This is a genomic window from Rhizobium metallidurans, assembly GCF_014196505.1.
Taxonomy (GTDB): Bacteria; Pseudomonadota; Alphaproteobacteria; order Rhizobiales; family Rhizobiaceae; genus Rhizobium; species Rhizobium metallidurans.
Map to the genome: position 1 here is coordinate 13,778 of NZ_JACIDW010000030.1, position 14,960 is coordinate 28,737.

Genomic DNA, 14,960 nt, shown 5'->3' on the forward strand with positions numbered 1-14,960 from the left:
AACGCGGCGATGGTTGTAGGTGAATCGGGGAAATTGAGAGCAGAAGAAGAACGCGCGATATCGCTGCCGGGAGTCTGTTCATGCGTATCCTGATGGCCTGCGCGGCCTTTCCGCCCTTTATCGATGGCGGTGGCCCGATTTCGGCGATGATGGTCGCCAAGCTCCTGATCGCGGCCGGTCACGACCTCGAAGTCGTCAACGTCTCTGGCGAGGACCGGCGCGAGATCTATGACGGCGTGCCCGTGCGCCGCCTGAAGACGCTGAACATCGACTGGAATTACCGGCTTCCGCGGCCGGGCTGGAAGAAGCTGATCTGGCACGCGCTGGAGAATTTCAATCCGCGCGCCTACCTCGTCATGCGCCGCGAAATCCGCCGCTTCAAGCCGGATATCGTGCTGACCGACAGCATCGAAAACATCAACGTCGCCACCTGGGCGGCGGCCAAGCGTTCAGGCGTGCCGGTCTGCCATATCCTGCGCAGCGCCTTTCTTCTGTGCTGGAAGGCCAGCATGCGGCGCGGCGACGACAATTGCGTGCGCGCCTGTTCCTCCTGCCAGGTCTCTTCCTATGGCAAGAAATTCTTCTCGCGCTATGTCGATGCCGTGATCGGCGAGACCGATTTCATCATCGGCCGCCACACCGAGCATGATTATTTCCCCAACGCCAGCACCCACCGCGTGCCCGGCGCCGTTCCGCCGATCACCCGCGGCGAGCCGCGCAAGGCGCCCGAGGGGCCGATGCGCTTCGGCTTCATCGGCGTGCATGATCCGGTCAAGGGCCTCGATACGCTGGCCCGCGCCGCCCACCGACTGGTCAACGACCAGAACGTCCGCTTCGTCATCGCCGGCAGCGCCAAGAGCGATTATTCGAAATCGCTGCCGCAGAAGTTTCCGTGCGAGAATACGAAGTTCCTCGGCTGGACCAAGCCCGAGGATTTCTTCCCCCAGATCGACGTGCTGGTGGTCCCCTCGCTCTTCCGCGAGCCCTTCGGCCGGGTGGTGATCGAGGCCTTCGCGCAAGGCGTTCCCGTCATCGGCGCCCGCTCCGGCGGCATTCCTGAATCGATCGATCCGGGCAAGGACGGCTACCTCTTCGACCCCGGCGACGACAAGGCGCTGGCCGCCGAGATCGCATCCATGGCGGCAAAACCCGAGACCATTCCGGCGCTGTCGCGCGCCGCGCTCGAGGCCGCACGCCGCTACGAGCCGCAAAAGATCGCCGCCGGCTTCGACGCCGTCTTCGCCAGGCTGCGCCCGGATCTGGCAAAGCCGGCGCAGGAAGACGCCGAGCCCCGGCAGGCGCGCGGCTGACCGCAAATTCGCGGCGCGCAAGAAACGGGTTGAATTCCTGGCCGGCAGGCACGATTTTCGGATGAGGCCGATCCTATGGCCGACAAGCTTCGATATCGGGAGGCGAGCCCCATGGCTCAGCAGGCACAGCATTACGCCATCTTCGAAACCGCGGGCGGCTTCTGCGGCATCGCCTGGAACACCGTCGGCATCACCCGCTTCCAGCTGCCGACATCGAGCGCTGAAGGAACCGAACGCCTGCTGCTGCGCCGCGTTCCCGATGCCGAGCCGGCATCCCCGTCGCCTGACATCGCGCTGGCCATCGCCGCCGTGAAGCGCTACTTCGCCGGCGAGCCGATCGACTTCTCCGACCTCGCGCTCGATCTCGCCGGCCAGGACGATTTCTTCCGCGACATCTACGCCGCCGCCCGCCGCTTGCGCTGGGGCGAAACCACCACCTATGGCGCGCTCGCCAAAGAGCTCGGCCACGGCCCCGAAGCCGCCTGCGACGTCGGCCAGGCCATGGCGAAAAACCCCGTCGCGCTGATCATCCCCTGCCACCGCGTTCTCGCCGCCGGCAACAAGATCGGCGGCTTCTCGGCGCCCGGCGGATCCGTGTCGAAGGCCCGCATGCTGGAGCTGGAAGGCGTAAAGCTGGCGCCGCCGAAGCCGGTGCAGCAATCGTTGTTTTGAGGGGGCGGTGTCGATTGCCCGCGTCAGCCATCGATGCCGGACGCGTTGAGGCGTGACTGGACACTCGGACAGTCATATCAATGCAAGGTTCAAGGATAAGCTCGGCCGGCAGGGTTGATGACGGTCGTGGACGTGGCGCCCTCGCTTGCGGTCGGCCGTTGTGGCCGCGCTTGCGGTCGGCGGCACCTCACGGGTGCCACCCTTCCGAGACCGTCGTCCGCCTTACGCGTGCTTGCGCTCGATCGCATCCCACAACAGGCTGGCGATGTCGGCGCCGCCGAATTTCTTGACTTCGCGGATGCCTGTCGGCGAGGTGACGTTGATCTCGGTCATGTAGTCGCCGATGACGTCGATGCCGACGAAGAGGAAGCCGCGTTCGCGCAGCGCCGGGCCGATGCGGGCGCAGATTTCCTTTTCGCGCGCGGTGAGTTCGGTCGCCTCGGCGCGGCCGCCGACATGCATGTTGGAGCGGCTGTCGTGCTCGGCCGGAACGCGGTTGATGGCACCGACAGGCTCGCCGTCGACGAGCAGGATGCGCTTGTCGCCCTTGCGCACGTCGGGAAGATATTGCTGGGCGATGAAGGGCTCGCGGAAGAGCTGGCCGAACATTTCGAGCAGCGAGGAGAGATTGCGGTCGTCCTTGGTCGAATGGAAGACGCCGGCGCCGCCATTGCCGTAGAGCGGCTTCAGGATGATGTCGCCCATCTCGTCGCGGAAGCGGCGGATCTCGGCGGCGTCCTTGGTGATGAGCGTCCTCGGCATCAGGTCGGCGAACTCGGTGACGAAGATCTTCTCCGGCGAATTGCGCACCCAGGCCGGGTCGTTGACGACGAGCGTCTTCGGATGGATGCGCTCGAGCAGGTGGGTCGAGGTGATGTAGGACATGTCGAAGGGCGGGTCCTGGCGGAGCAGGATCACGTCCATGGTCGACAGATCGACGCGCTCGGGCGCGCCGAGCTCGAAATGGTCGCCCTTGATGTCGCGCAGCGTCATCGGCTCGACCGAGGCATAGAGCTTGCCGTCGAGGAAGCTCAGGCGGTCGGGCGTGTAGTGGAAAAGCTTGTAGCCGCGGGTCTGCGCCTCGAGGCTCATGGCAAAGGTGGAGTCGCCCGCGATGTTGATGGAGGCGACATGGTCCATCTGGACCGCTACGTTCTTGATCTTGGCCATTTCCGTCCCTTAGCGATTGCCGGACAGATGTAGGCCGCCGAGATCGCGAACGCAACGGTCAACGGACGGCTTTTGTAGCGCCGGACGACAAGTCCCTCAGGCGGCGATGCCCTGCTGTGCATTGCCACGCAACAGCTTGCGCAGGCGGTAGGCGAAGGCCACCGGTTTCGGGAAGGGCTTGCGCAGGAAGGCGACCTTGCGGACGTAGTTATCGACCCGCCAGCTGGCCCAGGTGCCGCCGGCGAAGAAGGCGACATCGCCGGCGCGCAGGATGCGCTCGGTGCCGTCGTCGGCGGTGATGTGGACCTCGCCCTCGAGGATCATCACCGTTTCGTCCCAGCCGAAAAACCAGCGGAACTCACCCGCCGTGCAGTCCCAGATGGCCGTCAGCGCCGCATCGTCGTGACCGCGCGAGTGCTCGCCGGTGCGCGCCCGCGGGTCGCCCGCGACGATCCAGTCCGGATTGATCGGCGTCGATTTCATGTCGATGAGATCGCTCGAATGCGCGACGAAGGATTTGCCGCGCGAAAATACCGCGATATCGGGCATGGAGCGGGCGGCCAAAGCCATCGCGCTCGCGAACATAAGATGCAAAGATGCCACCGGAACCCCCTGAGTGCACTATCCCCTAGCATGGGGATAGCAAAGAGTCCTGACAGAGCCGTTCAGACATTCGATAAAGTTGTACCGAATGCCGCGATATGCCTTCATTTGCCGAAGCCCGAGACGGCGTCAGACGGGCTGGGCGACCGCCGTCGGCGCGGATACGCCATCGGCGCCGGCAACGGCGATGCGCTTGCCGGTGTCGGCCGCGAAGAAGTGCAGCTTCTGGGGCGCGATGGTCAGGCGCAGCTCGGTTGGAATGGCGATATCGGGCGCCAGCACGGCGGTGATCGGCTGATCGCCGAGCAGGCCGTGGACCAGTCTTTGCGCGCCGAGTTCCTCGACATAATCCACGGTGACGGACATGGCGTGCTGATCGGGACCGGCAAGGCACAGATCCTCGGCGCGGATGCCGACGGTAACCGCGCCCGAGGTCGGAGCGGAGCCGGCAAGATCGATCAGGCTGGGCCCGAGCGCCAGTTTGTCGCCGTGCAGCTCGCCCTTCAAGAGGTTCATGGCCGGAGAGCCGATGAACGAGGCGACGAAGGTGGAGGCCGGGCGGTGGTAGACATCGAGCGGCGAGCCGACCTGCTCGACCTTGCCGCCGTTCAGCACCACGAGACGGTCGGCAAGCGTCATCGCTTCCAGCTGATCGTGGGTGACGTAGATGGAGGTGGTGCCGAGGCGGCGCTGCAGGCGCTTGATCTCGCCGCGCATGGAGACGCGCAGCTTGGCATCGAGGTTGGACAGCGGCTCGTCGAAGAGGAAGACGGCCGGCTTGCGGACGATGGCGCGGCCCATGGCGACGCGCTGGCGCTGGCCGCCGGAGAGCGCCTTCGGCTTGCGCTCGAGATACTGGTTGATCTCCAGCATGCGGGCGGCTTCCGCCACGCGGGCGTCGATCTCGGCCCGCGGCGTGCCGCGGTTCTTCAGGCCGTATTCGAGGTTCTGGCGCACGCTCATATGCGGATACAGAGCGTAGTTCTGGAAGACCATGGCGATGTCGCGATCGGCCGGCTCGACGTTGTTGACGACGCGCGGGCCGATCTTTACCTCGCCCTCGGAAATGGTTTCCAGGCCGGCGATCATGCGCAGCAGGGTCGACTTGCCGCAGCCAGACGGGCCGACGAGCACGATGAACTCGCCGTCGGCGATGTTCAGCTGGATATCGGAAACGGCGCGAACGCCGCCGTGGTAGATCTTGCCGACATTATCGACGTCGATGGAGGCCATTGTTACTTCTCCGTCTCAACGAGGCCTTTGACGAAAAGGCGCTGCATGAAAATGATGACCAGAACCGGCGGCAGGGCCGCGAGGATGACGCCCGCCATCACGAGGTTCCATTGGGTGTCGCCCTCCAGCACCGCGGCCAGGCGCTTGATGCCCATGACGACGGTGTAATAGCGGGGCTCGGTGGTGATCAGCATCGGCCAGAGATACTGGTTCCAGCCATAGATGAACATGATGATGAACAGCGCCGCGATATTGGTGCGCGACAGCGGCAGAAGGATATCCCAGAAGAACTTCAGCGCCCCGGCGCCATCGACGCGCGCCGCCTCCATCATTTCTTCCGGCACGGTCAGGAAGAACTGGCGGAACAAGAAGGTGGCGGTGGCGGACGCGATGACGGGAATGACGAGGCCGGAATAGGAATTCAGCAGGCCGAGATCGGCGACGACCTTGTAGGTCGGCAGGATTCGCACCTCGATCGGCAGCATCAGCGTCATGAAGATGATCCAGAAGGCGACGACGCGGAAGGGAAAGCGGAAATAGACGATGGCGAAGGCCGAGATGATCGAGATGGCGATCTTGCCGATCGCCACCAGGATCGCCATGACCAGGCTGTTGCCGAGCATCAGCAGGAAGGGCGGCGCGCCGGCATTCGATGCGCCGGCGCCGAGCAGCACGCCATAGTTCTGGATCATCTGGGTGCCCGGCGTCAGCGGCACCACGCCGGTCAGGAAGTCCGAGGGACCGCGCGTCGAGGCGATGAAGGCGAGATAGACGGGAAAGACCACCATGGCGATCCCGAGGATCAGCACGAGGTGAGTGAGGAAATTGAGGAAGGGACGGTTCTCGACCATGGCTGGCTCTCGCTTCAATACTGCACTTTGCGTTCGATCCAGCGGAACTGGACGACGGTCAGAAGGACGACGATCAGCATGAGCACCACGGACTGCGCGGCCGACGGACCGAGGTTGAGACCGACGAAACCGTCGGCGTAGACCTTGTAGACCAGGATGTTGGTCGATTGCGACGGACCGCCGCCGGTGGCCGCGTCGATGATCGGGAAGGTGTCGAACATCGCATAGGTGATGTTGATCACCGCCAGGAAGAAGGTGGTCGGCGACAGGAGCGGGAAGACGATCGTCCAGAAGCGCTTGATCGGGCCGGCGCCATCGATGGCGGCCGCTTCCGTCAGCGAGTGCGGCACCGATTGCAGGCCGGCGACGAAGAACAGGAAGTTGTAGGAGATCTGCTTCCACGCGGCGGCGATGATGATCAGCACCATCGCGTTGTTCGGATTGAGGCGGTGGTTCCAGCTGTAGCCGAAATAGCCGAGCACATAGGGAATGATGCCGACGCTGGGGTTGAACATGAACCACCAGAGCAGGCCGGACGCGGCCGGCGCCACGGCATAGGGCCAGACCAGAAGCGTCGTGTAGAAGCGCTGCGAACGGATCACCCGGTTGACGCAAACCGCGAAGAGGAGCGACAGCCCCATCGACAGCACGGTGACGCCGATCGAGAAGGTGAAGGTGACGGCAAGGGAATTGAGGTAATCGGGATCGCCAAGCAAACGCCTGTAGTTCGCCATGCCCACGAAGGTGTCCTTGAGACCGAAAGGGTCCTGGCGCAGGAAGGACTGCCATACGGCCTGAACCGCCGGCCACACGAAGAAGACGATCGTGATGAGAAGCTGCGGCGCGATCAGGAGATAGGGCAGAAGACGGCTTTGGAAGACGGTGCGTTTGGTTTGCATGCGTGACCCCTCAAGGAAAATACCCTCCCCGGACGGGCCGGAGAGGGCGAACGGAGGGAGCGACCCTTAGTTGGAGTTCGCGGCTTCGAATTCGCGCAGCTTGGCGTTGCCCTGCTTCACGCCTTCGTCGAGCGCTTCCTGACCGGTCTTCTTGCCGTTGAGAACGGCTTCGAGCTGCTGGTCGAGAACGTCGCGGATCTGCGTCAGGTTGCCGAAGCGAACGCCCTTGGAGTTTTCGGAAGGCGTGCCACGCATGATCTGCTTGATGGCGATGTCCGAACCGGCGTTCTTTTCGTAGTAGCCCTGCTTCTGACCAAGCTCATAAGCAGCATTGGTGATCGGCAGGTAGCCGGTGAACTGATGCCACTCGGCCTGAACCTCGGGCTGCGAGAGGTAGGTGAAGAACTTGGCGGCGCCCTTGTAGACAGCCTTGTCCTTCTGACCGTTCAGGACCCACAGGGTGGCGCCACCGATGATCGAGTTCTTCGGGTCCTTGGTGACCGTGTCGTCGTAAGGCATCGGCGCGAAGCCGACCTTGAAGTCCTTGGCGTTGTTGATGACGCCGGCGCGCGAAGCGGACGAGTTCATGTAGGCCGCGCACTGCTGCGAGTAGAAGAGCGGAGCGGCGTCGGCGCCGGCGCTCGGGCCGCCGTACTTGTAGACGCCTTCATCCTGCCACTTCTTGAGATTGTCCCAGAACTTGGCCTGGCTCGGGCCGTTGAACGTGAACTCGGCGTTCATGCCGCCGAAGCCGTTCTGCTGGGTGCCGTAGGGCAGGTTCTGGATGGCGGAGTAGTTTTCGAGGCCAACCCAGGTCGCGCCGTAGGACATGGTGAAGCCGCACTTGGCAGCGCCGGAGGAGACGATCTTCTTGCTCATCTCGGCAAGCTCGGCCCAGGTCTTCGGAGCGACTTCGGGATCGAGGCCGGCCTTCTTGAAGACGTCCTTGTTGTAGTAGAGGATCGGCGTCGACGAGTTGAACGGCATCGACAGGATGTTACCCTGCGGATCGGAGTAGTAGCCGACGACGGGCGCCAGGAACTTCGACGGATCCCAGGGCTCGCCCTCGTCCTTCATCAGCTGGTAGACCGGGTAGACGGCGCCCTTGGCGGCCATCATCGTGCCGGTGCCGACTTCGAAGACCTGAACGATGGCGGGCTGCTGGCCGGCGCGGAAGGCGGCGATCGCGGCCGTCAGCGTCTCGGGATAGGTGCCCTTGTAAACGGGAACGATCTTGTATTCGCTCTGGCTGTCGTTGAACTTCTGGGCAACTTCCTCGAGCTTCTTGCCGAGTTCGCCACCCATGGCGTGCCACCAGGTGACCTCGGTTGCAGCGAAGGACGCGGAAGCGGACAAAGCAACCGCGGCAGCGGCCAATGAAATAGTCTTAAACATGAATAACCCTCTCCACCATTGTTGGCGTGAGGACGCAATAGAGGCCTATTGTGACACCTCCTTAACGTTTTCATGACAGGCCGATTACAAATTCCGAAGAAATTAACCGGCTAACGAAAGCAATCAGAACGCATCGCGCAAATGGACCGGCCATTTGCCTGGCACGATGGCGACGATGTCGTAGCGTTGCGATAGCCGGGCGCGGTCGCGCTGGCGGGCGAGCCAGAGGTCGCTGGCGCCGCGAATGCGGGTCTGCGTGAGATGCGAGACGGCATCTATGGCCGCCCCCTCCTCGCGCCGCGCCTTGACCTCGACGAAGATCGCCAGATCGCCCTTGCGGGCGATGATGTCGATCTCGCCCAGCCGCGTGCGGTGGCGCAGCGCCACGATGCGGTAGCCTTTGACCATGAGATAGAGAGCAGCGACATATTCGGAGACGCGGCCCCGACGCAGCGCCTTTCGGCGAAGACCGGTGTCGCGACTAGCGGCCATCGCCGGCCTTGCGGTCGAGCAGGCGCTGGTAGAGCTCCTTGCGGGGGAGACCGGTGATGCGGGCGGCCTCGGCGGCGGCCTTGGCGGTCGGGAGGGTCTGAGAGAGGTCGGCGAGGATGGCGTCGATATCCGCTTCCTCGACGGCGCGCTCCGGCGCCGGGCCGATGACGAGCACGATCTCGCCCTTGACATTGTCGACATCGGCATAGTGGGCGGCGAGTTCGGCGAGCGTGCCCCGGCGGAACTCCTCGTAGCTCTTGGTCAGCTCGCGGCAGACGGAGGCCGGGCGATCGCCGCCGAGAACGTCGGCGGCGGCGATCAGCGCGGCGCCGATGCGGTGCGGGGATTCGAAGAACATCAGCGTCGCCGGCGTGGCGGCGAACTCAGAGAGGCGGTCGCGGCGCGCCTTGTCCTTGGTGGGGAGGAAACCGGCGAAGAGGAAGGCATCGTTCGGGAGACCGGAGCCGACGAGGGCCGCCAGCGGCGCCGACGCGCCGGGGATCGGGATCACCCGATAGCCGGCTTCGATCGCCGATTGCGCGAGGCGGTAGCCGGGGTCGGAGACCAGCGGCGTCCCGGCATCGGAGACAAGCGCCACGGATTTCCCGGCTTCGAGCGCCGCGAGCAGCCTCGGTCCGGCCTCGTCGGCATTGTGCTCGTGATAGGCGTAGGGGCGGTTCTGGATGCCGTAGCGATCGAGCAGCACGCGGGTGACGCGGGTATCCTCGCAGGCCAGCACATCGGCGCCGGCAAGCGTTTCCAGCGCGCGCAGCGTTACGTCGCCGAGATTGCCGATCGGCGTCGCGACGAGATAGAGGCCGGGCTCCTGCGGGCGGGCGGGAACGGCCATGTTGTGCAGGCGGAAGCCGCGCTGCCTGCCGCCCTCTGTCGTCGCGTTTTCATTGTCCAAGATATCGGTGCCCTTTCTGGCTTCCGGCCTTTATGGGCGACGGCCATGCCTTCGGCAAGGGGCAGCGCTTCGACGGTAACGGTGATTTCTGTTAGCATCCGCAGCGAAAATGCCGATTGCGGGGGCGGCGACCTTTGCGCCTCTTGCATTCGTCCGCAAAATTCTGCCATTTTGCGCGTCCAATCCTCCGGTCCCAGCTTTTGGGAAAGGCATTATTCAGGCGCGTTCAAGCGCGCCCGGGCAGTAACGGTCGAAAGCGGTAGCATCCCATGCGTATTACTATTGAGCGGTCCAATCTCTTGAAGTCGCTGAACCACGTTCACCGCGTGGTTGAACGCCGCAACACGATCCCGATCCTGTCGAACATCCTGCTGCGCGCCGATGGCCAGAGCCTCGACATGAAGGCGACCGACCTCGACCTGGAAGTGACGGAAGCGACACCCGCCAATGTCGAGCAGCCAGGTGCCACCACGGTCCCCGCGCATCTTCTCTATGACATCGTGCGCAAGCTCTCCGACGGCGCGGAAGTGCTGCTCGCCACCAGCCAGGATGGCGGCTCGATGACGGTTCAGTCGGGCCGTTCGAAGTTTTCGCTGCAGTGCCTGCCGGAAGCCGACTTCCCGGATCTCACGGCCGGCACCTTCACGCATACGTTCAAGCTGAAGGCGACGGATCTGAAGATGCTGATCGATCGCACCCAGTTCGCGATCTCGACGGAAGAGACCCGCTACTACCTGAACGGCATCTTCTTCCACACGATCGAAAGCGAAGGCGACCTGAAGCTGCGCGCCGTCGCCACCGACGGCCACCGCCTGGCGCGCGCCGACGTCAATGCTCCCTCGGGCTCCGAGGGCATGCCTGGGATCATCATTCCGCGCAAGACGGTCGGCGAGTTGCAGAAGCTGGTCGACAATCCGGAAGCGATGGTCACCGTCGAGGTCTCCGACGCCAAGATCCGCCTTTCGATCGGCTCGATCGTCATGACCTCGAAGCTCATCGACGGCACCTTCCCCGATTACCAGCGCGTCATCCCGACCGGCAACGACAAGGAAATGCGCGTCGACTGCACGAGCTTCGCCCAGGCCGTCGACCGCGTCTCGACCATCTCGTCGGAGCGTGGCCGCGCCGTGAAGCTGGCGCTTTCGGACGGACAGCTGCTGCTGACGGTCAACAATCCGGATTCGGGCAGCGCCACGGAAGAGGTCGCGGTCGGATACGATACGGACGCCATGGAGATCGGCTTCAACGCCAAGTACCTGCTCGATATCACCGCGCAGCTCTCGGGCGATCAGGCCATCTTCCTGCTTGCCGATGCGGGCTCTCCGACGCTCATCAGAGACACCGCCGGCGACGATGCTCTCTACGTGCTGATGCCGATGCGTGTGTAACGGGTCGCTTTTGTCGTTCACACTTTGCTGATCACGACGTCAGGCCTTGTTTTGGCGTCGCAATGACTGCACATAGGCACGCAGCATGTGCTGCACGAAGGAGAAGGGCATGGGTGGCTTGCGCCTGAAGGAACGACTGGGCAAGAAGTTCGACGAAGAGATCCGGTTTTTCAAAGGGATGATGCAAGGGCCAAGGATCGTCGGCTCCATCGTCCCGACGTCGTCGATCACGGCGCGCAGAATGGCCAGCATCGTCAACCCGAATTCCGGCCTGCCGGTTCTCGAACTCGGGCCGGGCACCGGGGCGATCACCAAGGCGATCCTGCAGCGCGGCGTAAAGCCGGAAAATCTCGTCGCGATCGAATATTCGACCGATTTCTACGAACATCTGGTGCGCATGTATCCCGGCGTCAACGTCATCAATGGCGACGCCTTCAATCTCGACAAGACGCTCGCCCACATGGAAGGGCAGAAGTTCGACAGCGCCGTTTCCGCCGTGCCGCTCCTGAACTTCCCGATGCAGGCGCGCACCGCCATGCTGGAAAGCATCCTGGACCGGCTGCCGCACGGCCGCCCCTTCCTGCAGATCTCCTATGGCGCGGTTTCGCCGATCATCGCGCGACCGGATCGCTACCACATCCAGCACTTCGACTTCATCGTCCGCAATATTCCGCCGGCGCAGCTGTGGATCTACCGCCGAAGCTGAGATGTTCGGCCTCTACATCACCCACCCGCAAGTCAAGATCGACGCCGCCGTCCCGGTGCCCGAATGGGGGTTGTCGGATGTCGGAGTCGCGCGGGCGCGGATGGCCGCGGCCAAGCCCTGGGTGGCGCAATTGCGGCGGATCGTCAGCAGCGGCGAAACCAAGGCGATCGAGACCGCTGGCATTCTGGCCGCGCCAAGCGGCGTGACGGTCGAGATCGTCGAGGAGATGCACGAGAACGACCGGTCCGCGACCGGCTTCCTGCCGCCGCCAGAATTCGAGCGGGCGGCGGACCGGTTTTTCGCCAATCCTGACGAGAGCTTCAACGGATGGGAGCGGGCGATCGATGCGCAGCGGCGGATCGTCGCCAGCGTCGAGCATGTTCTCTCCACACATGATACCGGGCGGCCGATCGCATTCGTCGGCCATGGCGGCGTGGGCACGCTGCTGAAATGCCACCTGGAAGGCCGGCCGATCAGGCGCGATCGCGACCAGCCTCATGGCGGCGGCAATCTCTATTGTTTCCGTCTTGCGGATCGGCGCCTATCATGCGACTGGACGCCTATCGAAGACTGGCAGGGATGGATGTGAGATGGACGCGCGCGAACGCTTGATCGTCGGACTGGATGTTCCGACACTTCACGAGGCCGAGACGATGGCCGCGACGCTCGGTGATACCGTCTCCTTCTACAAGATCGGCTACCAGCTGGTGTTCGCCGGCGGCCTGGAATTCGCCCGCGATCTTGCCAAAGACGGCAAGAAGGTCTTCCTCGACATGAAGCTGCTCGACATCGACAACACGGTCGCCTCGGGCGTCGAAAACATCGCCAAGATGGGCATGTCGATGCTGACCCTGCATGCCTATCCGAAGGCGATGCGCGCCGCCGTCGAGGCCGCCAGGGGCTCGGACCTCTGCCTGCTCGGCGTCACCGTGCTGACCTCGATGGACGAAGCCGACCTCACCGAAGCCGGCTATGGCGACGATCCCCGATCGCTGGTGCTGCGCCGCGCCGAACAGGCACGCGAAGCCGGCATGGGCGGCATCGTCTGCTCGGCCGAGGAATCGGCCCTGGTGCGCGACGTCGTCGGTCCCGACATGGCGATCGTCACACCCGGCATTCGCCCGAGCGGCAGCGAACGCGGCGACCAGAAGCGGGTGATGACACCCTACGACGCGCTGCGCGCCGGCTCGACGCATCTCGTCGTCGGCCGTCCGATCGTCAAGGCGCCGGAGCCGAAGGTCGCGGCCAAGGCCATTCTCGACGAGATGGTCAGCGCGCTGTGGCCCGCCAACCGCTGACCGTTTTTTCGTTTCACGCAACCGCTCTCGAGGAGGAGAAACCATGGCCAAGGGATACTGGATCGCCCGCGTCGACGTGCGCGACGCCGAGCGCTACAAGGATTACGTCGCCGCCGCCAAGCCGGCATTCGAGAAGTACGGCGCCAATTTCCTCGCCCGCGGCGGGGCGCTGACCGAACTCGAGGGCAAGGCGCGGGCCCGCAACGTCGTCATCGAATTCCCCTCGATGCAGCATGCGGTGGATTGCTACAACTCGCCGGAATACCAGGTCGCCGCCAAGATCCGCCAGGAAGTGGCCGACGCGGAAATGGTTGTCGTCGAAGGCGTTTGAGCGAGATCAAAGTCGTGACAGGCGCGGTGCGATAGGCCTTTTCGTCGCACCGCGATTGGGCTAAGACGACATCACCTGCCATTCACATCAGCCTTCCGAGGAACCTGCCATGACCCTTGCCAACCTGCCGCCACTCGTCACCGTGTTCGGAGGCTCCGGCTTCGTCGGCAGGCATGTGGTGCGCGCGCTCGCCAAGCGCGGCTACCGCATCCGGGTCGCCGTGCGCCGCCCCGATCTCGCAGGCTTCCTGCAGCCGCTCGGCAATGTCGGCCAGATCTCCTTCGTGCAGGCCAACCTGCGCTACCGCCAGTCGATCGACCGCGCCGTCGAGGGCGCATCCTACGTCGTCAACTGCGTCGGCATCCTGTTCGAAAACGGCCGCAACTCGTTCGAGGCGGTCCAGGAATTCGGCGGTCGCGCCGTCGCGGAAGCCGCGCGCGGCGCCGGCGCCAAGCTGGTCCACATCTCGGCGATCGGCGCAAACGCCACCTCCGATTCCAACTACGGCCGCACCAAGGGCCGTGCCGAGGCCGCGATCCACTCGGTCGCGCCCGACGCCATCATCTACCGTCCGTCGATCGTGTTCGGTCCGGAAGACGGCTTCTTCAACAAGTTCGCCGGCATGGCGCGCTCCGCGCCGTTTCTGCCGCTGGTCGGCGGCGGCAAGACGCGCCTGCAGCCGGTCTATGTCATGGATGTCGCCGAGGCGGTCGCCAAGGCTGTCGAAGGCAAGGTCGCCGGCGGCAAGATCTATGAGCTCGGCGGCCCCGAGGTGCTGACGTTCCGCCAGTGTCTGGAAGCGGTGCTGAAGTCGACCGCGCGCTCGAACCCGCTGATCTCGCTCCCCTTCGGCGTCGCCTCGATGATCGGCAGCGTCGCCTCGATGATCCCGCTGATCACCCCGCCGATCACACCCGACCAGGTGAAGCTCCTGAAGAAGGACAACGTCGTGTCCAAGGAGGCGGAAGCCGAGGGACGGACGCTGAAGGGCATCGGCATCGCGCCGACGATGGTGAGCTCCGTCATCGACAGCTACCTCGTGCAGTTCCGCCCGCAGGGCCAGTACACGAACAGCGGCAAGGCCGCCTGAGCCACCGCCGATCGCTTGACGACAACGCCGCTCGCGGGCTTCGCGGGCGGCGTTGCGCGTTTGGAGGCAGGGATGAAAAAACAGGCTGAACAGCGCGCTTTCACGGGGTTATGCACCGCAGGACGTTGCATAAAAGTCGCATGAAAAATTTAGCGGAATTAACAGGAAATTTAGCGGGAACCTTTATTGCTATTTGCCATTCCTCTGACTACACACCCCGCGCGTCTGCGCTTGGAATCAGCGCCTCGTGGCGGCGCGTTCAAACGGCTTGAAAGGTAATTTCGATGGGTAGGTCAATCGCGCTGCTTTTTGCTTCCGCGGCGCTGGTGATTCTGGCTGGTTCTTTCGTGGCGCCCGGTTCGGTCGCTGCCGTGAAGGGCGAATGCTCGCCGGCCTATGGCGTCGATCCTTGCGAAACCGGCGCTCTCCGGTAACAGAAAACCGGCGCTCTCGCGCCGGTTCAGACTGCTGACAAACCCCGTCATTTTTTGGCGGGGTTTATTTTGTTCTGAGTTGTGCGCTGGATCGGCTGTTTTGAACGAGGCTTTCGGATGGCCGCTTGCTCATGCTGGGCTCGGTTGGCTGGCCTTGGTGAGGGCGATTGCGATCTTC

Annotated in this window: 17 protein-coding genes; 9 read left to right on the forward strand and 8 right to left on the reverse strand. The window is 63.9% G+C overall.

Annotation, left to right across the window (positions count from 1 at the left end):
* Positions 1-80 precede the first annotated feature (80 nt).
* Together GGQ67_RS23350 and GGQ67_RS23355 are read left to right on the forward strand one after the other, a co-directional pair.
* The gene (locus GGQ67_RS23350; protein WP_183902500.1) at positions 81-1,310 is read left to right on the forward strand and encodes a glycosyltransferase; all 1,230 of its coding nucleotides are present in this window, start codon (positions 81-83) and stop codon (positions 1,308-1,310) included.
* A gap of 111 nt (positions 1,311-1,421) precedes the next feature.
* A complete protein-coding gene (locus GGQ67_RS23355) occupies positions 1,422-1,982 on the forward strand; it encodes a methylated-DNA--[protein]-cysteine S-methyltransferase (protein WP_183902501.1) in 561 nt (186 codons plus the stop codon).
* A gap of 222 nt (positions 1,983-2,204) precedes the next feature.
* On the opposite strand, the gene gshB is transcribed toward GGQ67_RS23355, so the two are convergent.
* The 8 genes from gshB to rsmI form a co-directional block, all read right to left on the reverse strand.
* Positions 2,205-3,152 (reverse strand): glutathione synthase, encoded by a 948-nt coding sequence (gshB, locus tag GGQ67_RS23360; RefSeq protein WP_183902502.1) that lies wholly within the window; start codon positions 3,150-3,152, stop codon positions 2,205-2,207.
* Positions 3,153-3,248: 96 nt separating this feature from the next.
* A complete protein-coding gene (locus GGQ67_RS23365) occupies positions 3,249-3,737 on the reverse strand; it encodes a cupin domain-containing protein (protein WP_183902516.1) in 489 nt (162 codons plus the stop codon).
* A gap of 147 nt (positions 3,738-3,884) precedes the next feature.
* The gene (locus GGQ67_RS23370; RefSeq protein WP_183902503.1) at positions 3,885-4,988 is read right to left on the reverse strand and encodes a sn-glycerol-3-phosphate import ATP-binding protein UgpC; all 1,104 of its coding nucleotides are present in this window, start codon (positions 4,986-4,988) and stop codon (positions 3,885-3,887) included.
* A gap of 2 nt (positions 4,989-4,990) precedes the next feature.
* On the reverse strand, positions 4,991-5,839 hold the full coding sequence (ugpE, locus tag GGQ67_RS23375; protein WP_183902504.1) for a sn-glycerol-3-phosphate ABC transporter permease UgpE: 849 nt from the start codon (positions 5,837-5,839) through the stop codon (positions 4,991-4,993).
* Positions 5,840-5,853: 14 nt separating this feature from the next.
* Positions 5,854-6,738: a sn-glycerol-3-phosphate ABC transporter permease UgpA gene (ugpA, locus tag GGQ67_RS23380; protein WP_183902505.1), complete on the reverse strand. Its 885-nt coding sequence runs from the start codon at positions 6,736-6,738 to the stop codon at positions 5,854-5,856.
* A 66-nt stretch (positions 6,739-6,804) separates the two neighbouring features.
* On the reverse strand, positions 6,805-8,133 hold the full coding sequence (ugpB, locus tag GGQ67_RS23385; protein WP_183902506.1) for a sn-glycerol-3-phosphate ABC transporter substrate-binding protein UgpB: 1,329 nt from the start codon (positions 8,131-8,133) through the stop codon (positions 6,805-6,807).
* A gap of 123 nt (positions 8,134-8,256) precedes the next feature.
* Complete coding sequence (locus tag GGQ67_RS23390) at positions 8,257-8,625, reverse strand: YraN family protein (RefSeq protein ID WP_183902507.1); 369 nt, start codon at positions 8,623-8,625, stop codon at positions 8,257-8,259.
* On the reverse strand, positions 8,615-9,475 hold the full coding sequence (rsmI, locus tag GGQ67_RS23395; protein WP_183902517.1) for a 16S rRNA (cytidine(1402)-2'-O)-methyltransferase: 861 nt from the start codon (positions 9,473-9,475) through the stop codon (positions 8,615-8,617). Before rsmI ends, GGQ67_RS23390 begins: the two co-directional genes overlap by 11 nt.
* A 329-nt stretch (positions 9,476-9,804) precedes the next feature.
* Here rsmI and dnaN point away from each other — a divergent pair, with 329 nt between their 5' ends.
* From dnaN to GGQ67_RS23430, 7 genes are all read left to right on the forward strand, one after another.
* Positions 9,805-10,923: a DNA polymerase III subunit beta gene (gene dnaN, locus GGQ67_RS23400; RefSeq protein ID WP_183902508.1), complete on the forward strand. Its 1,119-nt coding sequence runs from the start codon at positions 9,805-9,807 to the stop codon at positions 10,921-10,923.
* A gap of 109 nt (positions 10,924-11,032) precedes the next feature.
* Complete coding sequence (gene pmtA, locus GGQ67_RS23405) at positions 11,033-11,629, forward strand: phospholipid N-methyltransferase PmtA (RefSeq protein ID WP_183902509.1); 597 nt, start codon at positions 11,033-11,035, stop codon at positions 11,627-11,629.
* 1 nt (position 11,630) lies between these two features.
* Positions 11,631-12,218, forward strand: a complete 588-nt coding sequence (locus GGQ67_RS23410; protein ID WP_183902510.1) for a histidine phosphatase family protein — start codon at positions 11,631-11,633, stop codon at positions 12,216-12,218.
* Between the two features lies 1 nt (position 12,219).
* On the forward strand, positions 12,220-12,927 hold the full coding sequence (gene pyrF, locus GGQ67_RS23415; protein ID WP_183902511.1) for an orotidine-5'-phosphate decarboxylase: 708 nt from the start codon (positions 12,220-12,222) through the stop codon (positions 12,925-12,927).
* Between the two features lie 43 nt (positions 12,928-12,970).
* Complete coding sequence (locus GGQ67_RS23420; RefSeq protein WP_183902512.1) at positions 12,971-13,258, forward strand: DUF1330 domain-containing protein; 288 nt, start codon at positions 12,971-12,973, stop codon at positions 13,256-13,258.
* 109 nt (positions 13,259-13,367) lie between these two features.
* Positions 13,368-14,348, forward strand: a complete 981-nt coding sequence (locus tag GGQ67_RS23425; RefSeq protein ID WP_183902513.1) for a complex I NDUFA9 subunit family protein — start codon at positions 13,368-13,370, stop codon at positions 14,346-14,348.
* 284 nt (positions 14,349-14,632) lie between these two features.
* Positions 14,633-14,782: a hypothetical protein gene (locus GGQ67_RS23430; RefSeq protein ID WP_183902514.1), complete on the forward strand. Its 150-nt coding sequence runs from the start codon at positions 14,633-14,635 to the stop codon at positions 14,780-14,782.
* The last annotated feature ends 178 nt before the right edge of the window (positions 14,783-14,960 follow it).